Here is a 17902-nt window from a genome sequence, read left to right as displayed (position 1 = left end):
CGCTGACAACCCTTCAGGCAGTCTTCAGATTCACCCGGCGTGGTAGACCACGATGCTGACGGCGATGTAGTGGCAGGCGAAGGCGGCCACGGTCAGAGCGTGGAAGATCTCGTGGAAGCCGAACCAGCGCGGCGACGGGTTCGGGCGCTTGGTGCCGTAGACGACCGCGCCGACCGAGTACATCAGGCCGCCGGCGGCGATCAGCGTGACGACCGCGGCACCGCCCTGGTGGTAGATGTCGCCGAGCCAGAAGACCGCGACCCAGCCCATGGCCAGGTAGATCGGCGTGTACAGCCAGCGCGGTGCGCTCACCCAGAAGATCCGGAACAGGATGCCGAGCGTCGCGCCGCCCCAGACCAGGCTGAGCATCAGTAGGCGGTCCTTGCCGCCCAGCAGCAGCATTCCGAGCGGGGTGTAGGTGCCGGCGATCAGCAGAAAGATGTTGCTGTGGTCGAGCCGGCGCAGGATCGCCTCGCCGGTCGCACCCCAGTAGAAGCGGTGGTAGAGCGCCGAGATGCCGAACAGCAGCATCGCCCCGACTGTGTAGACCGCGGCTGCCCAGCGGGCGTACGCGGTCGGGGCCAGGCAGATCAGCACGATGCCGCCCGCCGTGGCCAGCGGGAAGGTGCCCGCGTGCAACCAGCCGCGCAGCTTGGGCTTGAGCGGGCCGAGCCGCCCGGACAGCGTGTGATCGACTTCCGGAGACTGTGCGCTGGAAGTGGTCATGGCTGTCCTTTCATGACGCCGGCAGGGTTACGCAACCGTAACCTACGCAACCGTAGGTTGGACCCTCCCGAAGGATGAAATGTAGGCGAAGTCACCCCCTCCGCGCACCTTCCCCCGTGTCTACGATGCAGCGGGCAAGTGAAAAGTTCAGGGTCTCTTTCACAGGCCGATCTGGGCTAGCCTCGTAGCGAGGACGTTGGAGGCGAATCCCTGCTCATGCAGACACCAGGCAAGCAGAAACTGCGCGACGCGCTGATGCTGATCTACGAGCGCCGGGTACGGCGTTCGCTGCCGCCGGACCGGATTCCGCGGCACATCGGCGTGATCATCGACGGCAACCGGCGCTGGGCGCGGTCGGCCGGCAACCCGGTGTCGCACGGCCACGAGGCCGGCGCGAACAAGATCACCGAGTTCCTGCACTGGTGCGACGAGGTTGGCGTCAAGGTCGTCACGGTCTGGATGCTGTCCACGGACAACCTGACCCGGCCGGCCGACGAGCTCGAGCCGCTGCTGAAGATCATCGAGCAGGCCGTCGACGAGCTGACCGCGATCGGCCGCTGGCGGATCCACCCGGTCGGCGCGCTGGACCTGCTGCCGAGCGCGACCGCCGAGACCCTGAAGCGGGCCGAGACCGCCACCCAGGACGTCGACGGCATGCTCGTCAACGTCGCGGTCGGGTACGGCGGCCGCCGCGAGCTCGCGGACGCGGTCCGGTCGCTGCTGCTCGAGGAGGCCGCCCAGGGCATCTCGATCGAGGAGCTGGCCGAGCGGGTCGACGTCGAGCACATCGCCCGGCACCTCTACACGAAGGGCCAGCCGGATCCCGATCTGGTCATCCGGACGTCGGGTGAGCAGCGTCTGGGCGGCTTCCTGCTCTGGCAGAGCGCGCTGAGCGAGTTCTACTTCTGCGAAGCCCTGTGGCCGGACTTCCGCCACGTCGACTTCCTGCGCGCGGTTCGGAGCTATGCCCAGCGAGAGCGTCGCTTCGGTACGTGACCCCGCGTCCGCAGCGCACACACGCCGTACGACGCCTCAGGTAGTAGGCGTACGTCGCCGCGCCGAGCGCCAAGCCCCAGAGGATCCACAGGATGCCTGGGGCGTTCAGCGCCCAGTTGTCGCCGTCCAGGGGCATTTGGGCGTTCATCAAGCCGGCCGGGATCAGTACGACGGCCACGGTCGCGGCCGGGATGATCGCCAGCCGCGGCGGGATCCGCCGACCGGCCTTGAACCAGATCCAGCGCGGATAGACCTCGCCCCAGCGGTGCACCAGACCGTGGGTGAGGACGCTGCCGCCGATCGCCATCACGGCCAGCCCCAGGCCCATCTCCAGCATGCCCGGGGTGTCGGCCATCATCTGGTGGAAGTCGGCGGTGATCCCCAGCGGCCAGCCGAAGTACCAGGCGATCCGGGTGGCTTCGTACGGCAGGTTCGCCACGACGGAGACAGCGACCGCGATCCGGCCCCAGCGCAGCGCGGACTCGGGCGTGGTCCAGCCCGGAGCGGGCCGGTCGCTGCGGCCGCACGAGACGCAGGCGTCGCGGCTGCGGCGGTGATAGGCGATCGCGGTCGCCGCCCACAGCAGGCCGCCGACGAACATGATCAGCAGGTTCAGCCGATGCCAGTAGAGGATGTCTCCGACGCCACCCTGCGCACCCGGTACGCCGGTGAACGCGAAGACCAGCAGCGCGGGGGACAGGGCAAGCATCGCGATCAGGGTGTAGTCCGGGATCACGAGGGCCAGCACGACCGCGAGTACGGCGGCGATCGTCTGCAGCGCCCACCCGCGCGGACGCCGTCGCGTCATCACCACCGCCAGTACGGCGCCTGCCAGACCCAGGACGGCCATCACCGGGCCGACAACGGCCACAGGAGCGCCTTCGAGGAGGGATGCGGTCGATCGGTCGTCCTCCACCTTCGCGAACGGGTAGCCGGCGCCTCCGAGCGACCAGTAGGTGCCGGCGACGCCGTACAAGAACGACCACAGGGCTGTCGCGCAGCCCACCAGGACAGGCCAGTTTTTCCGCATGACATGAGCGTCCGCCGGTACGCCGTCGTACCGGATCACTCGCGCGCGGGAAACGCCTCCCCCGGGTGGGGGGAACGTGTAACACCGTGTTAACCCCGTGGCCGGGCGTGTCGGGCTGCGGGGTTTGGCGGACGCTCCTACTCTGGCAATGACGGTCGGAGGGGAAGCCGGCTGTTACGGGAGGTGCGATCAGCTTGATCATCGTTCGCCAGCCGGACGCCCCATGAGGGCACGAACGGAGGGTCCGAGACGTTCCGTCTCGGTCCTGTTGATCCCCGATTCCCGGTCCAACACCTAACACTGGTGGGCCGGGCGTGGTGCACGTCGCGGCCCGAGAGGACGTGCGACATGGCTGCCACCCACGCCAAGGCGTCAAGTACCTCATCCACACCGGACCAGCGCACTTTTGTGCTGGACACCTCGGTGCTCCTGTCGGACCCGCACGCGATGCTGCGGTTCGACGAGCACGAGGTGGTCGTTCCGGTGGTCGTCGTCACCGAATTGGAGGCCAAACGGCATCACCCTGAGCTCGGCTACTTCGCGCGCACCGCACTACGCCTGCTCGACGAGCTCAGGATCCAGCACGGACGTCTCGACGCACCCCTGCCAGTGGGGGAGAACGGTGGAAGCCTGCGGGTCGAACTGAACCACACCGACCCTGAGAGCCTGCCGGCCGGTTTCCGGCTCGGCGACAACGACAGCCGGATCCTGGCCGTCGCCTGCAACTTCAAGGCCGAGGGCCGCGACGTCACGCTGGTCTCCAAGGACCTGCCGATGCGCGTGAAGGCGTCGGCCTGCGGGCTGGTGGCCGAGGAGTACCGTGCGGAGCTCACCCTGGAGTCCGGCTGGACCGGGATGGCCGAGCTCGAGGTCGAGACCGCGGTGGTCGACGACCTGTACGAGGACGGCGTGCTGGAGCTGCAGCAGGCCGGTGAGTTCCCGACCCACACCGGGCTGGTGCTGCTGTCCGACCGGGGCAGCGCGCTCGGCCGGGTGATGCCGGACAAGCGGGTCCGGCTGGTCCGCGGCGACCGCGAGGCGTTCGGGATCCGCGGCCGGTCGGCCGAACAGCGGGTCGCGCTCGATCTCCTGCTCGACCCGGACGTCGGCATCATCTCGCTCGGCGGCCGCGCCGGTACGGGGAAGTCCGCGCTGGCGCTGTGTGCCGGTCTGGAGGCGGTGATGGAGCGCCGCCAGCACAAGAAGGTGGTCGTCTTCCGGCCGCTCTTCGCGGTCGGCGGCCAGGAGCTCGGCTACCTGCCGGGCAGCGAGTCGGAGAAGATGCAGCCGTGGGCGCAGGCGGTCTTCGACACCCTGGGCGCGCTGGCCGGCGCCGACGTGATCGACGAGGTGATGGACCGCGGCATGCTCGAGGTGTTGCCGTTGACCCACATCCGCGGCCGGTCGCTGCACGACGCCTTCGTGATCGTCGACGAGGCCCAGTCGCTGGAGCGCAACGTGCTCCTGACCGTGCTGTCCCGGGTCGGCGCGAACTCGCGGGTCGTGCTGACCCACGATGTCGCGCAGCGCGACAACCTGCGGGTCGGCCGGCACGACGGCGTGGTCGCCGTGGTCGAGCAGCTCAAGGGTCACCCGCTGTTCGCGCACGTCACGCTGACCCGCTCGGAGCGCTCGCCGATCGCCGCACTGGTCACCGAGATGCTCGACGATCTGCAGATCTGACCCGGTTTGACGTAAAGCACGCGTAAGACTTCGTCCGCCACGGCGCGGTCGCCCCTGCGGCGGCCGCGCCGAGGCTTGTGACCTGCTTGTGATCACGCACGGTTTAGGCCACAGTATGGTTCTGTTGCAAGCCGACGGGGGTCGGGATCTCGGAAGGAAAGATGAAAGCGAAGCGCTCCGTCGCGGCTCTCTCTGTGACAGGGATCGCCGTGGTCACCGTGGTGACGGGTATCGACCTCTTCAGCTCCGCCGGTAGCAGCGCTGCCTCCGGGCGCGCCGAGCTCGCGGTCGTGAACAGCGAGAAGGCCCAGGCCGTGAAGCAGCCGACGCAGAAGGTCCTGACCGCCAAGGAGCAGGCCGAGGAAGCGATCCGGATGCGCAACCAGGTCGAGGCCCAGGCACAGGAGATGAAGGCCTCCCAGGACGCCGCCTGGCGCGAGCGCGTGGCCAAGAACGCCGCCCTCAAGCGCTACCAGGCGCTGCAGAAGACCGACCGCAGCTCCCGCGAGGAGCGCGCCAGCCGGGACGCCGAGCGCAGGAAGTACGAGGGCACCCCCAAGCAGATCGCGATGAACCTGCTGCCCGACCACGGCTGGAGCCAGGGCCAGTTCAGCTGCCTGGAGAAGCTGTGGAACAAGGAGTCGCGCTGGAACCCCCGCGCCGACAACCCGACCTCCTCGGCCTACGGCATCGCCCAGGCGCTCCCCGGCAACCGGATGGCCGCCTACGGCTCCGACTGGCGGACCAACCCGGTCGTCCAGATCAAGTGGGGCCTCGACTACATCGAGGACCGCTACGGCTCCCCCTGCTCCGCGTGGGGTCATTCCCAGGCCAAGGGCTGGTACTAACCGACTTTGAAGACGGGGGCGTAGCTCCCGTCACCGGCTGCTTCGAGGGTCGTGTTGCCCCCGACAGCCTCCAGTACGACGGCCGCTCCGCCCAAGCGAGCGGCCCTGCCGTTCAGCGTGACGCCCTGGATGACGATGTCGCCCTTCGGCCGGCCGAGAACAGTCGCATAGACCGCTCCGCCCTTCCGCGTGAACGTGACGGTGTCTCCGGCCGCCGTCTTGGCCGACGACTGCGTCCAAGGCCGGGAACCGTCGTACGCTTCACGGTTCGTCTTCAGCCAGGCGCCGATGTCGGTGAGCCGGCTCAGCTGCTCGGGGACGATCGTCCCCTCGCCGCCGCTCGGCCCGACGTTCAGCAGGAAAGCGCCGTTGTTAGCCGATGCCTTGGCCAGCTCGCCGATCAGCTCGGGTGATTTCGCGTACTCCGCCTCGCCCTCCGTCCGGTTGTAGCCGAACGACCCGCCGATGCCGCGATCCTGCTGCCAGAACTTGGGCTGGATCGTGTCGAAAGCGGCGTACTCGGGGGTCCGGAAGTCACTGTGCGGGACCTCGCGCGGCGTACTGATCTGGTCCGCCGCGTCGGGGAGTTTGAGCAGGCCGCGCATCAGCAGGTCGAAGCCCCAGCGCATCGGCTTCGGGCTCATCACCTGCCGTCCGAACGACGCGGTCGCCCACCGGTCGTCGACGACTCCCCCCGGGACGGTGTTGTAGTAGTCGGCGATCACGGCGTACAGACGCTTCGAGCCGGTCGGCCAGGAGATGTCGTTCCAGAGGATGTCCGGCTTGTAGTTGCTGATCAGCTCGCGCACCTGGGCGACGGCGTACCGGCGGTAGTCCTCGCCGTAGTGCAGGTAGGAGTAGTCGCCGAGCGTCTTGACCGTCTTCTGCTGGAACGTCCAGTCGACGCCGCCGGAGTAGTACACGCCGAACTTCAAGCCCTGCTTGCGGACGGCGGCCGCCAGCTCACCCATCAGGTCCCGCTTGGCGTGGAAGTCCGGCGCATGCGGGTTCCGCACCTCGGTCGGCCACATCGAGTACCCGTCGGCGTACTTCGCCGTCACCACGATGTACGACGCCCCGGCCGCCTTGAACTGACTCGCCCACTCGTCCGCGTCCCACTTCGCCAGTCCGGCCTCGAACTGCTTCATGAAGTCGCTGTACGGCGCATCGCCGTACCGCTCGCGGTGATACTTGCCGGTGGGGGAGTCCGGGTCCTTCATCGCGTTCGCGTAGTCCTCGGCGTACGGATTATGGGTCATTGCGTGCCCGTACTCGGAGGCGAGCAACTGCGGAAACGTCTTACCCTTCGGGGCGAACGCGGGCACCGAGTAGAGCCCCCAGTGCAGCATCACGCCGAACTTCGCGTCCTGGAACCACTGCGGCAGCGGATGCTTGTTCAGCGACTCCAGATCGGCCGTGTAGGGCCCGGTGGTCGTCAGCTCCGCCTTCCGGTCGTCCTGCCAGATCCAGACCTTCGAGGACACCACGAACGCCAGTACCAGCACGATGAGCACGGCAACGAACTTCAGAAGTTTTCGCATCGTCGAGACCTCAGATCACCGTGAGTCGAAGGGTGTGCGGCAGCGCGGTGGCGGAGGTGCCGACGCGCAGGGTGAAGGTGCCCGGCTCGACGACGCGTTCGAGGTTAGCGTCGATCAGGGCCAGCTCGTCGGCCCGCAACGGCACCGTCACGCGGCTGCTCGCGGCCTTGAACGAGTCCCAACGGGTCCGCTCGGCCAGCTCCGCGGCCGTCGTACCGCGGTAGGTGCTTTCGGCAAGGATCATGGCACCGACTCTGCCGTGGCCACCCGGTACGGCGGATCCCTCCGCGGGAGCTGTCGCGGAGCCGATCGGTGGACGGCCGCCTCCACCGAAAGTCGCGGGGTCACCGCGGTGCGTCCCGCCGAAGCGCTACCGTCGGTCGCGTGCAGAGTACGCCGGACCGCTCGGGGATCCTGGCCGCGCTGATCGAGCCGGGGTCTCGTGCCGCGCCGGGCTACGGCCGGCTCACCCCGCGCGACCGGGTCGTCGACATCGTGTGTGTACTGATCGGGTTCCTGCTGAACCTGCTGGCGGTCGGTGACGCGGAACCGCCGCCGCGATTCGGGGCGTTGCCGTACTGGCTCGATCTCGGGCTGGCGATTCTTGGCGCGCTCGCCCTGCTGGTACGGCGCCGGTGGCCGGTAGCGTTGGTCGTGGTGATGATCGTGGTGTCGACCTCCGTGCCGTCGCTCGGCGGCTCGGCGGGAATCGCTTTGTTCAGCGTGGCCGTGCATCGGCGGCCGGCGGTCAGCTTGTCGCTCGGGGCGGCTGCGATGGCGTCGTGCCTGGTGCAGTTCTGGCTCTATCCGGTCGCGAACGTGCCGAACGCGTACGCGATCGCGGTCAGCCTCACGGCCCTGGCCTGCCTGGCGATCGTTGCCTGGGGCATCGTCGTACGGACGCGCCGGCAGTTGATGGCTTCGCTGACCGAGCGCGCGGTCCGGGCCGAGCGTGAGCAGCAACTGCGGGTCGAGCAGGGGCAGCGGCAGGAACGGGAGCGGATCGCGCGAGAGATGCACGATGCGCTCGGGCACCGATTGTCGTTGCTGAGCGTCCATGCCGGTGCGCTGGAGTTCCGGCCGGACATGCCGGCCGAGGAACTGTCCCGAGCGGCCGGGGTGATTCGGGCCAGTGCGCGGGACTGCGTCGAGGATCTGCGCGAGATCGTCGGCGTCCTGCGGTCTCGGGACGCCGCCGAGGTGCCGCGCCAGGGGATCGCCGAGCTGGTGGCCGAATCCCAGCAGGCCGGAATGTTGCTGGATTCAGCCATTCGAGTGGAGTTGGCCGAGGTGCCGGAGTCGATCGGTCGGCATGCGGATCGGATCATTCAGGAGGGCCTCACGAACGCGCGCAAGCACGCGCCGCACCAGCGGGTCCGCCTGACTGTCGGCGGTGGGCCGGGGGAGGGGCTCGAGATCGAGCTGCTGAACCGTCTCGAGTCGGGTTCTGGCGGACCGGGGTCGCGGGTCGGGCTGATCGGGCTGACCGAACGTGCTTCGCTGGCCGGTGGGCGGATCGAGTACGGGCCGACCGCCGACGGTGACTTTCGGTTGGCGGCCTGGCTGCCGTGGACTCTACGATGACCGCGTGAGTTCTCCCGTCCGGCTGCTCCTGGTGGACGACGACCCGCTCGTCCGCGCTGGTCTGGCCAGCATGCTCGGCGGAACTCCCGCGGTGCAGCTTGTCGGCGAGGCCGCGAACGGCCGCGAGGCGGTCGATGCGGTGCGCGAGCTGTGCCCTGATGTCGTGTTGATGGACATCGGCATGCCCGTCCTCGACGGCGTCGCCGCCACGGCCGAGATCCGCCGGTACCCGGACGCCGTAAGCGGAGTCGCCGCCACCGAGATCCGCCGGCGCCCGGACGCCGTTAGCGGCGTCGAGCCGCCTACGGACGTCCTGCCGGAAGTCCTCATCCTCACCACGTTCGGTTCCGATGACCACCTGCTCGCCGCCCTGCGAGCAGGCGCCGCCGGCTATCTCCTGAAGGACGCCGCCCCCGCCGAGATCGTGACCGCGGTCCTCAAGGTCGCCGCCGGCGAATCGGTCCTCTCGTCACAATCCACCCGCCAGCTCATGGCGCACGCCGCTCACACCGACCACGACACCCGCCGTACCGCGGCCGTGAGCGCCCTGTCCCACCTCACCGCGCGCGAGCAAGACGTCGTACAGGCCGTCGCCGAAGGCAAGTCCAACCCCGAGATCGCCGAAGCCCTCCAGCTCGGAGTAGCCACCGTGAAAACCCACCTCACCAACGCCCTCGCCAAGCTACAGCTCACCAACCGGGTCCAGCTCGCCCTGCTGGCCCACGACGCGGACCTCGTCTGATGGAGGTCGCGCGGGCGGTGAGTGAGCGCGGCGAGCTGGTGCTTCGGCGGCGTGAAGGTGGGGCGCTGGAGTTGCGGGTGAACGGCGTGTTCGTGATGGACGACGTGGAGACGTCGAGCGAGGAGTTGCTGGCGTCGGCAGCGCTCGCGACGGTACGGCGGCCTGATCGGGTGCTCGTGGGTGGGCTCGGACTCGGGTACACGGTGCGGGCGCTGCTGCGTGACGTTCGTCTCGGCGCGGTGGTTGTCGCGGAGATCGAGCCGGAGCTGGTGACGTGGATGCGGGACGGTTTGGTGCCGTCGGTGCTGGACGATCCGCGGGTCTCGGTCGAGGTCGGGGACGTGCGCGCGGTGATCGCTGCGGCGGCGGAGGCGTCGTACGACGCGATTCTGCTGGACGTCGACAACGGGCCGGACTTCCTTGTGTACAACGAGAATTCGGCCATCTACTCGGCCGACTTCTTGATCGTCTGCCGGGAACGGCTCCGGGCCGGGGGAGTGCTGACGGTCTGGTCGTCGTCAGAGTCGCCGGCGCTGGCCGCGGCGGTGGAAGTGGTCTTCGGAGCGTGCCAGGTGACACCGGTGCCGGTCCAGCTGCAGGGACGGGCGGAGCGCTACTACGTCTATCAGGGCGCGACGTAGGCTGGTTGGTATGGGTGAGAACGTGGAGTACCGGATCGAGCACGACACCATGGGCGAGGTCAAGGTGCCCAAGGACGCGTTGTGGCGGGCGCAGACGCAGCGCGCGGTGGAGAACTTCCCGATCTCCGGCCGGCCGCTGGCCCCGGAGCTGGTGCACGCGCTCGCACAGATCAAGGCCTCGGCCGCGGTGGTGAACGCCGAGCTCGGCGTGATCGACGCGGAGCGCTCGGCCGCGATCGTGGCCGCGGCCGACCAGGTCGCCGCGGGGGAGTACGACGCGGAGTTCCCGATCGACGTCTTCCAGACCGGCTCCGGTACGTCGACCAACATGAACGTGAACGAGGTCCTGGCGACGCTCGCGACCCGGTCCGGCGTCGACGTGCACCCGAACGACCACGTCAACGCGTCGCAGTCGAGCAACGACACCTTCCCGTCGGCGATCCACGTCGCCGCGACGGCCGGCGTCGTCCACGAGTTGCTGCCGGCGCTCGACGTACTGGTGGAGTCGCTGGGGCGTAAGGGCGCCGAGTTCGCCGAGGTGGTGAAGTCGGGGCGGACGCACCTGATGGACGCGACGCCGGTGACGCTCGGGCAGGAGTTCAACGGCTACGCCCAGCAGGTACGGCGGGGCGCGGAGCGGGTGCGGTCATCCCTGCCGCGGGTTGCCGAGCTGCCGTTGGGTGGGACCGCGGTCGGGACCGGGATCAACACTCCGCCTGGGTTCGCGGCTTCGGTGATCGCTGAGCTCAACCGCCGTACCGGGTTGTCGCTGACTGAGGCTGAGGACCACTTCGAGGCGCAGGGGGCTCGCGATGGGTTGGTCGAGCTGTCAGGGCAGCTGAAGACGATCGCCGTCAGCCTCACCAAGATCTGCAACGACCTGCGCTGGATGGGATCGGGACCGCGCGCCGGGCTCGGCGAGATCGCGCTGCCGGACCTGCAGCCCGGGTCGAGCATCATGCCGGGCAAGGTGAACCCGGTGATCTGCGAGGCCACGCTGATGGTCGCCGCGCAGGTGATCGGCAACGACACCACGATCACCGTGGCCGGTGCCGGCGGCAACTTCGAGCTGAACGTGATGCTGCCGGTGATCGCGCGCAACCTGCTCGAGTCGATCACCCTGCTCAGCAACGCGTCGCGGCTGCTCGCCGAGCGTTGCGTCGACGGGATCACCGCGAACGTTTCGCATGCTCGTGAGCTCGCGGAGTCGTCGCCGTCGATCGTGACGCCGCTGAACCGCTACATCGGCTACGAGAACGCGGCCGCGGTCGCGAAGAGCGCACTCAAGCAGGGCAAGACGATCCGCGAGGTCGTGATCGAGAACGGGCACGTCTCGCGAGGCGATCTCACGGAAGAACAGTTGGACGCGGCGCTCGACGTACTGTCCATGACGCGGCCGGCGAAGTCATGACCTACTGGACGCCCGGGACCACCATCGAGTGGGTCTACGCCAACGACCACGACATGCCCACCGTGCGACCGATGACGGTCGTCCGCGACGACGCGGACGGCCTGGTCGCTTGGCTCGCCCCCGGCACTCCGCTGCTCAAAGCGGTGCTCACCGACGGCCGTGAGCTCCGGCACGCCGGCCCGGTGGGCATGTTCACCGAACCCCGGGTCCTGAAGCTCGACACCTGGCACGGCACCGGCATCCTCAAGGTCGCTCCGGCCGGAAAGCCCTGGTCCGTCTGGTATTTCTGGGGCGCCGAGGGCGACTTCCACGGCTGGTACGTGAATCTCGAGGACCCGCACGCGCGCGACTACGAGGCCCGCCGCACGACCACCCGGGACCACGTCCTCGATCTCTGGATCACTCCCGATCGGGAGATTCACTGGAAGGACGAGGACGAGCTGGAAGGCGCCGTACTGGCCGGCAAGTTCACGCAGGCCGAAGCCGACGCCATCACCGCGACCGCCCACCAGGCCGTCGAGGAGATCCACGCCTGGACCGCGCCGTTCAGCGACGACTGGCAGTCCTGGACCGCACCCGCCGACTGGCCCCTGCCCGCCGCGCCTGCTGGTCCCGCACCCACGCTGATCGCCGACGACCTAGCCAGCTAAGGCGGACTCCCGCCACTCACCAACCTCCAGAAAACACCTACCCGGCCGCCGCGCTGAGCGTGCGAACCAAGCGGCCGAGGGAGTTGGTGAGTGGGGGCGGTCCGGGCTCTACCGAGGCCGGGTGGTCAGCGGGACGGGCTTGCGGGTGTCGGTGAAGAAGTCGTTGCCCTTGTCATCGACTACGACGAACGCGGGGAAGTCCTCGACCTGGATCTTCCAGACCGCTTCCATCCCGAGCTCGGCGTACTCGATCACCTCGACGGACTTGATGCAGTCCTGCGCGAGCCGGGCGGCGGGACCGCCGATCGAGCCCAGGTAGAAGCCGCCGTGCGTCTTGCAGGCGTTCGTGACCTGCGCCGACCGGTTGCCCTTGGCAAGCATGACGAACGAACCGCCGGCCGCCTGGAACTGGTCGACGTACGCGTCCATCCGGCCGGCGGTGGTCGGGCCGAAGGAGCCGGAGGCGTAGCCCTCGGGGGTCTTGGCCGGGCCGGCGTAGTAGACGGCGTGGTCGCGCAGGTACTGCGGCATCGGCTCGCCGGCGTCCAGGCGCTCCTTGATCTTGGCGTGCGCGATGTCGCGCGCGACCACCAGCGGCCCGGTCAGTGACAGCCGCGTCTTCACCGGGAGCTTCGACAGCTCTTCCCGGATCTCGGTCATCGGCCGGTTCAGATCGATCCGTACGACGTTGCTGTCGTCGTCCAAGTGCTCGTCGGTCGTGTCCGGCAGGAACCGGGCCGGGTCACGCTCGAGCTGCTCCAGGAACACGCCCTCCGGCGTGATCTTCGCGCGGGCCTGGCGGTCGGCCGAGCAGGAGACCGCGATCGCGACCGGGCAGGAGGCGCCGTGCCGCGGCAGCCGGATCACGCGGACGTCGTGGCAGAAATACTTGCCGCCGAACTGCGCACCGATCCCGAAGTCCTGGGTGAGCTTGAAGACCTCCTCCTCCAGCTCGACATCGCGGAACCCGTGCCCGACCGGCGACCCGGTCGTCGGCAGCGCGTCCAGGTAGTGCGCCGACGCGTACTTCGCGGTCTTCAGCGCGAACTCGGCCGACGTGCCGCCGACCACGATCGCCAGGTGATAGGGCGGACAGGCCGCCGTACCGAGGGAGCGGATCTTCTCGTCCAGGAACTTCATCATCCCGGCCGGGTTCAGCACGGCCTTCGTCTCCTGGAACAGGAACGACTTGTTCGCCGAGCCGCCGCCCTTGGCCATGAACAGGAACTTGTACGCCGGATCGCCGGCGCCTCCGGGCGTCGAGTAGAGCTCGATCTGCGCCGGGAGGTTAGAGCCGGTGTTCTTCTCGTCCCACATGGTCAGCGGGGCCATCTGCGAGTACCGCAGGTTCAGCTTCGTGTAGGCGTCGTATACGCCCCGGCTGATCCACTCCTCGTCGATCGCGCCGGTCAGGACGCCCTCGGACTTCTTGCCCATCACGATCGCCGTACCGGTGTCCTGGCACATCGGCAGGACGCCGCCGGCCGAGATGTTCGCGTTCTTCAGCAGGTCCAGTGCGACGAACCGGTCGTTCCCGGACGCCTCGGGGTCGTCGATGATCCGGCGCAGCTGCGCCAGGTGCGCGGTCCGCAGGTAGTGCGAGATGTCGTGCATCGCCTCCGCGGTGAGCATCCGCAGCACCTCGGGCTCGACCTGCAGGAAGGTGCGGTCGCCCGCCGTGAACGTGCTGACACCTTCGGTGGTCAGCAGCCGGTACTCCGTGTCGTCAGGACCTAACGGGAGCAGATCGGAGTACGTGAAGTCGGCGGACACCGGGCAGACCTCCATCAACAGTGGACTGGACTGATCCAGCCTAATCTCAGGGGTCCGATCAGGGGTCGCTAGGGGAGGTTTCGGAGCGCGGACGACCGCTTGCGAGCGTAAGGTTTTGCTCGTGGCCCAGGATGAAGCTCCCCAGCAAGACCGCCCGCAGGACGCCGTCCCCGCACCGGTGGACCCCGCGCTGCGCCGCCGCGTCTCCGACGCCGAGCGCGAGCACGTCGCCGACCTCCTGCGCGACGCCGCCGGCGAGGGCCGGCTCTCCTACACCGAACTCGAGGAGCGACTCGAGACGCTCTACGCCTCCAAGACGTACGGCGAACTCGTCCCCCTCACCGCCGACCTCCCGAACGGCCTCCATCAGCCCGCCGCCGCCGTCGCGGAGTCGCCGCAGTACACCCCCGGCGCCGTCGTCCAGGGCCCGGTCATCAACGTCTTCCTCTCCGACAGCAAACGCCTCGGCAACTGGGTAGCGCCCCAGCGCCAGGAGGTGCACGCCGTCCTCGGCGACGTCACCCTCGACTACACCGAGGCCCAGATCCCGTACGACGAGGTCTACGTCGACGTGAAGTGCATCCTCGCCGACGTCAAGATCCGCATCCCCGCCGACGCCGTCGTCGTCCTCGAGTCCAACCCCATCCTCGGCTCCGTCTCCGAACAATCCGCCACCCTCCTCCCCGCCCCCGACCCCCACGCCCCCCACCGCCCCAAAACCTTCCACATCCGCGGCACCGCCATCCTCGGCGAAATCAAAATCAAACGAGGCCCCCGCCTAACCAAACGCCTCGGTCTCGCCTGAGTTCGGCTATAGCATTCGTGCTATAGCGGGAGGAGGACTGACGTGACGGGTTGGGACGAGGTTCGTGGGCGACGGATGGGGGAGCCGGGCGCCGGGGGTGCTTATGACGCCGCGCGGCGGGCGTTCGAGCTGGGGGCCGCGGTGCGGACGATGCGCGAAGAGCGTGGATGGACGCAGACCCGGCTTGCGGAGGCCGCGGGGATGACGCAGTCGGCGCTTGCTCGGTTCGAGGCGGGTGGGACGGTGCCGACGCTGGCGCTACTGGAGCGGATCGCTCGGGCGTTCGACGCTCGGCTGGTGGTTCGGTTCGACGTGGGGGATTCGGCCGCCTAGTTGCTGGAGGTGGGTGAGCCAGGCGGCTAGGGAGGGCAGGTCGTCGACGTTGTCTCTGGGGATGTCGAGTTCGTCGTCGTCATCGGTCAGCGGGATCGAGAGGTGGTCGCCCCGGAAAGAGCTGGCCGGGGTGCCGATGGAGCCGATGGCGGACCACGGGGTGAACTGCTTGCCGAGGCGAATGCCGCTGGTGTCGACGGTGAGAACGGGCCCGCCGCGGAGGACCTTGAGGGTGGTGGAGACAGCCGCGATGAACAGGATGACGAGGAAGACCACGCGGACGTAGAACCAGGTGCCGCGGGTGTCCAGGTCGTTGACGGTTCCGATCCCCGGCAGGATCACGATTAGCCAGGCGAACAGCACTTCGCGGACCAACAGTGATCGGCTGCGGCGTGGGAAAACCACCCGCCCGGTACGCCGGTACTCGGCGTCCCAGGCGTCCACCGTCAGGTCACCCATGGTCGGCATGTGCGTCTCCTATGCGGTGCTGCTTGAGGACGTCTTCGAGCCAGCCGGCAAGCGCGCTGAGATCCCGCACCGCCCAGTGCCTGATCGTCAATGAGCGGGTTTCGGTGTCCTTCGCGATGATCTCCAGCGTCTTGGCATGCGGAAGCCCGATCGCCCCGATCTGCTCCCACTCCAGCCGAGTGTCGCCGTACCGGATCCCGTTCGCATCGACAAGCAGCAACAACCGATTGCCAACCAGTTGCGCCCCAGCCCACGCGCTACGCCCGAGCGCAACCACCGTGACCAGCACGATCCAGCGCCGAGCATCCGGCACCACAACGCCCGCAATGCCGAGCCCGAGGGCCGACAGCATCAGCCAGAACATCTCCCGCCGGTACGGCTTCGCCCGGCGCGTGAACTCAACCCGGCTGGTCCGCCCGTACTCCTCCGCCCAAACCTCCGCCGAGGCCTCACCCATGACCACCGCCATGCCCCACCCCCTCCCCAGGAAGCGCAACTCTAATGCAGCAAGGGGAGCTTCGAAGCGGTAGCGAGCCAGCGCCCGGCGGTCCGGTGAATCTCAATCGGATACGCGAAAGTCCGCGTCACCAACTCAGTAGTCAGTACGTCGGCCGCCACGCCCGCCGCCACGACCCGCCCCTCGCGCAGCAGCGCCGCGTGGGTGGTCGACGTCGGCAATTCCTCCAAATGATGCGTAACAAGAATCGACCCCAGCTCCGGATGCGACGCATGCACCTGGTCAAGCGTCTCCAGCAGCTGCTCGCGAGCCGCAACATCCAGCCCGGTCGTAGGCTCGTCCAGCAGCAACAACTGCGGATCCGAGATCAACGCCCGAGCAATCAACGCCCGCCCCCGCTCACCTTGAGACAACGTCGTCCACGGCGAATCAGCCAACGACGAGACCCCCAGCAGCGCGATCAATTCCCGAGCCCGCGAGACCTGAGCGGCAGTCGGCGACCACCGCGGCATGCGCTCGATCGTCCCGGTCAGGCCGGTCAGCACGATGTCCGTAATCGACAGCGGCGACCGCAGCGGATGCCGCGGGTTCACATGCCCGATCGACTCGCGCAGGGTCCGGATGTCGACCGTACCGAGCCTCCGGCCGAGGATCTCGACCGTCCCACGGGTCGGGTGCGTGATCGCGCCACAGAGGTTCAGCAGGGTGCTCTTGCCGGCGCCGTTCGGACCGAGCAGGGCCCAGCGCTCGCCTTCGGCCACGGTCAGCGAGACCTCGGCGAGCAGCAGCTTCCCGTCCCGGACGAAGTCGACGTCCTTCAGCTCGAGCACCCGTAGACCTCCTCGTACAGCGTCTTCAGCTCCACCGCGGTCGCCTCGCGCCCGGTCGCATCCGTACGCCGTTGCACGTGGCGCGCGAACGCGACCTCCTGCTCGGCCGACAACCGCACGCCGTACGTCGTCTCCAGCACATGCGCGATTCCGCCCTTGCCGGACTGGCTGTTCACTCGCACGACGGCCTCGTATCCGCGCCCGACATCAGCCGGGTCGATCGGTAGATACGGTACCTCCCACAGTCCGTCGCCCTGGACGGCGAACCCCTTCCGGATCGCGTCCTGATGGGTCCCGGAGAACGCCGTGTAGACGAGCTCCCCGACGTACGGATGCCGCGGGTGGATCGGCATCCGCGTGCAGTACTCGACGGTCTCCCGGATCCCGTCGATATCGGAGAAGTCGATCATCGGGTCGACGCCCTGCGCGTGCAGGTTCAGCGCCAGGGTTGCGATGTCGACGTTCCCGGTGCGTTCACCGTTGCCGAAGATGCAGCCCTCGACCCGCTGCGCGCCGGCCAGTACGGCGAGCTCCGCGCACGCGATCCCGGTACCGCGATCGTTGTGCGGGTGCACGCTCAGAATGACGCCGTCCCGCCGGGGCAGGTTCTGGTGCATGTACTCGATCTGGTCGGCGTACACGTTCGGCGTCGCGGCCTCCACGGTCGCCGGCAGGTTGAGGATCACCGGCCGCTCCGGGCTCGCGTCCCAAACCTTGGTGACCTGATCGGCGAGCTCCAGGATGTAGTCCGGCTCGGTCAGGTTGAACACCTCGGGCGAGAACTGGAACCGCAACGACTCCCCACCAAGCCGCAGCACCTGCTCGGCACCGGCCTGGATCATCGCGGCCAACTCGTCCCGCGATCGACGTAGTACGACGTCCCGCCAGGTCGGCGCGGTCGCGGCGTACATGTGCACGACGACCTCGCCGCGGATGCCCTGGATCGACTCGATCGTCCGCTCGATCAGGTCCGGCCGGGCCGGGGTGAACACAACGATCGTGACGTCCTCCGGCACCAGATCGGTCGTCGCGAGCAGCCGGACGAAGTCGAAGTCGGTCTGGGAGGCGGACGGGTAGCCGACCTCGATCTCTTTGTAGCCGATGGCAACCATCAGCTCGAAGAAGCGGCGCTTGCGCTCGGGGTCCATCGGCTCGGCCAGCGCCTGGTTGCCGTCGCGGAGATCGACCGGGACCCAGAGCGGGGCGGCGGTAATCCGCTGATCCGGCCAGCTGCGGGCGGGCGGTAGGACCGGGACTCGGGCATAGATGTCGCGGTAACGGTGGCTCGGCATCGGGGAGGCTGACTGACGGTTCCAGGCGATCACCCGAGTCACGCTAACTCGATCCAACTCCTCAGACAAGCTGAGAACCTGATAAGTAGTCT

18 protein-coding genes are annotated in these 17902 nt (G+C 68.4%); 10 read left to right on the top strand and 8 right to left on the bottom strand.

The features are described 5' to 3' along the window. Nucleotides 1–30: 30 nt before the first annotated feature. The gene (locus ABZS29_RS02660) at nucleotides 31–726 is read right to left on the bottom strand and encodes a hemolysin III family protein (protein WP_355457874.1); all 696 of its coding nucleotides are present in this window, start codon (nucleotides 724–726) and stop codon (nucleotides 31–33) included. Between the two features lie 216 nt (nucleotides 727–942). On the opposite strand from ABZS29_RS02660, the gene ABZS29_RS02655 reads away from it, so the two are divergent. The 3 genes from ABZS29_RS02655 to ABZS29_RS02645 all read left to right on the top strand — a co-directional run bounded on the left by ABZS29_RS02655 (nucleotide 943) and on the right by ABZS29_RS02645 (nucleotide 5283). Beyond that, nucleotides 943–1722 (top strand): isoprenyl transferase, encoded by a 780-nt coding sequence (locus ABZS29_RS02655; RefSeq protein ID WP_355457873.1) that lies wholly within the window; start codon nucleotides 943–945, stop codon nucleotides 1720–1722. Nucleotides 1723–3100: 1378 nt separating this feature from the next. Continuing rightward, the gene (locus tag ABZS29_RS02650) at nucleotides 3101–4435 is read left to right on the top strand and encodes a PhoH family protein (protein WP_355457871.1); all 1335 of its coding nucleotides are present in this window, start codon (nucleotides 3101–3103) and stop codon (nucleotides 4433–4435) included. Nucleotides 4436–4596: 161 nt separating this feature from the next. Further along, nucleotides 4597–5283 carry a transglycosylase SLT domain-containing protein gene (locus ABZS29_RS02645; protein ID WP_355457870.1) on the top strand — a complete coding sequence of 229 codons (687 nt, stop codon included), beginning with the start codon at nucleotides 4597–4599 and terminating at the stop codon, nucleotides 5281–5283. Here the strand turns inward: ABZS29_RS02645 and ABZS29_RS02640 are convergent. Together ABZS29_RS02640 and ABZS29_RS02635 are read right to left on the bottom strand one after the other, a co-directional pair. Continuing rightward, the gene (locus ABZS29_RS02640; RefSeq protein ID WP_355457868.1) at nucleotides 5280–6824 is read right to left on the bottom strand and encodes an alpha-L-fucosidase; all 1545 of its coding nucleotides are present in this window, start codon (nucleotides 6822–6824) and stop codon (nucleotides 5280–5282) included. The two genes, ABZS29_RS02645 and ABZS29_RS02640, sit on opposite strands and share 4 nt — an antisense overlap. A gap of 10 nt (nucleotides 6825–6834) precedes the next feature. Beyond that, nucleotides 6835–7068, bottom strand: coding sequence for a fibronectin type III-like domain-contianing protein (locus ABZS29_RS02635; RefSeq protein ID WP_355457867.1), 234 nt, complete (start codon nucleotides 7066–7068; stop codon nucleotides 6835–6837). Between the two features lie 140 nt (nucleotides 7069–7208). On the opposite strand from ABZS29_RS02635, the gene ABZS29_RS02630 reads away from it, so the two are divergent. Genes ABZS29_RS02630 through ABZS29_RS02610 form a run of 5 tightly spaced genes read left to right on the top strand, consistent with a single transcriptional unit; the run spans nucleotide 7209 to nucleotide 11852 of the window. Next, nucleotides 7209–8408, top strand: a complete 1200-nt coding sequence (locus tag ABZS29_RS02630) for a histidine kinase (RefSeq protein WP_355457866.1) — start codon at nucleotides 7209–7211, stop codon at nucleotides 8406–8408. A gap of 4 nt (nucleotides 8409–8412) precedes the next feature. After that, a complete protein-coding gene (locus tag ABZS29_RS02625; RefSeq protein WP_355457864.1) occupies nucleotides 8413–9150 on the top strand; it encodes a response regulator transcription factor in 738 nt (245 codons plus the stop codon). Beyond that, on the top strand, nucleotides 9150–9791 hold the full coding sequence (locus ABZS29_RS02620; protein ID WP_355457862.1) for a hypothetical protein: 642 nt from the start codon (nucleotides 9150–9152) through the stop codon (nucleotides 9789–9791). Before ABZS29_RS02625 ends, ABZS29_RS02620 begins: the two co-directional genes overlap by 1 nt. A gap of 10 nt (nucleotides 9792–9801) precedes the next feature. Further along, nucleotides 9802–11202, top strand: a complete 1401-nt coding sequence (locus ABZS29_RS02615) for a class II fumarate hydratase (RefSeq protein ID WP_355457860.1) — start codon at nucleotides 9802–9804, stop codon at nucleotides 11200–11202. Then, nucleotides 11199–11852: a DUF402 domain-containing protein gene (locus tag ABZS29_RS02610; protein ID WP_355457858.1), complete on the top strand. Its 654-nt coding sequence runs from the start codon at nucleotides 11199–11201 to the stop codon at nucleotides 11850–11852. Before ABZS29_RS02615 ends, ABZS29_RS02610 begins: the two co-directional genes overlap by 4 nt. A gap of 108 nt (nucleotides 11853–11960) precedes the next feature. Here the strand turns inward: ABZS29_RS02610 and ABZS29_RS02605 are convergent, their stop codons facing one another. Beyond that, nucleotides 11961–13640 (bottom strand): fumarate hydratase, encoded by a 1680-nt coding sequence (locus tag ABZS29_RS02605; RefSeq protein ID WP_355457856.1) that lies wholly within the window; start codon nucleotides 13638–13640, stop codon nucleotides 11961–11963. Nucleotides 13641–13746: 106 nt separating this feature from the next. Here ABZS29_RS02605 and ABZS29_RS02600 point away from each other — a divergent pair, with 106 nt between their 5' ends. Then, the gene (locus tag ABZS29_RS02600; RefSeq protein WP_355457854.1) at nucleotides 13747–14430 is read left to right on the top strand and encodes a DUF1707 domain-containing protein; all 684 of its coding nucleotides are present in this window, start codon (nucleotides 13747–13749) and stop codon (nucleotides 14428–14430) included. A 42-nt stretch (nucleotides 14431–14472) separates the two neighbouring features. After that, complete coding sequence (locus tag ABZS29_RS02595; RefSeq protein WP_355457852.1) at nucleotides 14473–14763, top strand: helix-turn-helix transcriptional regulator; 291 nt, start codon at nucleotides 14473–14475, stop codon at nucleotides 14761–14763. Here the strand turns inward: ABZS29_RS02595 and ABZS29_RS02590 are convergent. The 4 genes from ABZS29_RS02590 to ABZS29_RS02575 are packed head-to-tail and all read right to left on the bottom strand — an operon-like array spanning nucleotide 14689 to nucleotide 17810. After that, entirely contained in the window at nucleotides 14689–15231 is a 543-nt protein-coding gene (locus ABZS29_RS02590) for a hypothetical protein (RefSeq protein ID WP_355457850.1), read from the bottom strand. The genes ABZS29_RS02595 and ABZS29_RS02590 overlap by 75 nt on opposite strands. Beyond that, nucleotides 15215–15700, bottom strand: coding sequence for a hypothetical protein (locus ABZS29_RS02585; RefSeq protein ID WP_355457848.1), 486 nt, complete (start codon nucleotides 15698–15700; stop codon nucleotides 15215–15217). The genes ABZS29_RS02590 and ABZS29_RS02585 overlap by 17 nt, the downstream gene beginning before the upstream one ends. A 29-nt stretch (nucleotides 15701–15729) precedes the next feature. Continuing rightward, complete coding sequence (locus tag ABZS29_RS02580; RefSeq protein WP_355457846.1) at nucleotides 15730–16518, bottom strand: ATP-binding cassette domain-containing protein; 789 nt, start codon at nucleotides 16516–16518, stop codon at nucleotides 15730–15732. Next, entirely contained in the window at nucleotides 16506–17810 is a 1305-nt protein-coding gene (locus ABZS29_RS02575; protein WP_355457844.1) for a 2-isopropylmalate synthase, read from the bottom strand. Before ABZS29_RS02575 ends, ABZS29_RS02580 begins: the two co-directional genes overlap by 13 nt. Nucleotides 17811–17902 lie beyond the last annotated feature (92 nt).

Origin of the sequence: Kribbella sp. NPDC005582 (genome assembly GCF_040605415.1) — a bacterium.
Taxonomy (GTDB): Bacteria; Actinomycetota; Actinomycetes; order Propionibacteriales; family Kribbellaceae; genus Kribbella.
The sequence above is the reverse complement of the archived record's forward strand: the minus strand, read 5'-3'. Positions and strand labels throughout refer to the sequence as shown.

What these genes read in the sequence shown, in the direction of transcription:
- ABZS29_RS02650 (WP_355457871.1), top strand. Translation starts at nt 3,101, where the DNA reads ATGGCTGCCACCCACGCCAAGGCGTCAAGTACCTCATCCACACCGGAC.
- ABZS29_RS02610 (WP_355457858.1), top strand. Translation starts at nt 11,199, where the DNA reads ATGACCTACTGGACGCCCGGGACCACCATCGAGTGGGTCTACGCCAAC.
- ABZS29_RS02620 (WP_355457862.1), top strand. Translation starts at nt 9,150, where the DNA reads ATGGAGGTCGCGCGGGCGGTGAGTGAGCGCGGCGAGCTGGTGCTTCGG.
- ABZS29_RS02635 (WP_355457867.1), bottom strand. Translation starts at nt 7,068, where the DNA reads ATGATCCTTGCCGAAAGCACCTACCGCGGTACGACGGCCGCGGAGCTG.
- ABZS29_RS02590 (WP_355457850.1), bottom strand. Translation starts at nt 15,231, where the DNA reads ATGCCGACCATGGGTGACCTGACGGTGGACGCCTGGGACGCCGAGTAC.
- ABZS29_RS02615 (WP_355457860.1), top strand. Translation starts at nt 9,802, where the DNA reads ATGGGTGAGAACGTGGAGTACCGGATCGAGCACGACACCATGGGCGAG.
- ABZS29_RS02605 (WP_355457856.1), bottom strand. Translation starts at nt 13,640, where the DNA reads ATGGAGGTCTGCCCGGTGTCCGCCGACTTCACGTACTCCGATCTGCTC.
- ABZS29_RS02640 (WP_355457868.1), bottom strand. Translation starts at nt 6,824, where the DNA reads ATGCGAAAACTTCTGAAGTTCGTTGCCGTGCTCATCGTGCTGGTACTG.
- ABZS29_RS02655 (WP_355457873.1), top strand. Translation starts at nt 943, where the DNA reads ATGCAGACACCAGGCAAGCAGAAACTGCGCGACGCGCTGATGCTGATC.
- ABZS29_RS02645 (WP_355457870.1), top strand. Translation starts at nt 4,597, where the DNA reads ATGAAAGCGAAGCGCTCCGTCGCGGCTCTCTCTGTGACAGGGATCGCC.
- ABZS29_RS02575 (WP_355457844.1), bottom strand. Translation starts at nt 17,810, where the DNA reads ATGCCGAGCCACCGTTACCGCGACATCTATGCCCGAGTCCCGGTCCTA.
- ABZS29_RS02585 (WP_355457848.1), bottom strand. Translation starts at nt 15,700, where the DNA reads ATGGCGGTGGTCATGGGTGAGGCCTCGGCGGAGGTTTGGGCGGAGGAG.
- ABZS29_RS02660 (WP_355457874.1), bottom strand. Translation starts at nt 726, where the DNA reads ATGACCACTTCCAGCGCACAGTCTCCGGAAGTCGATCACACGCTGTCC.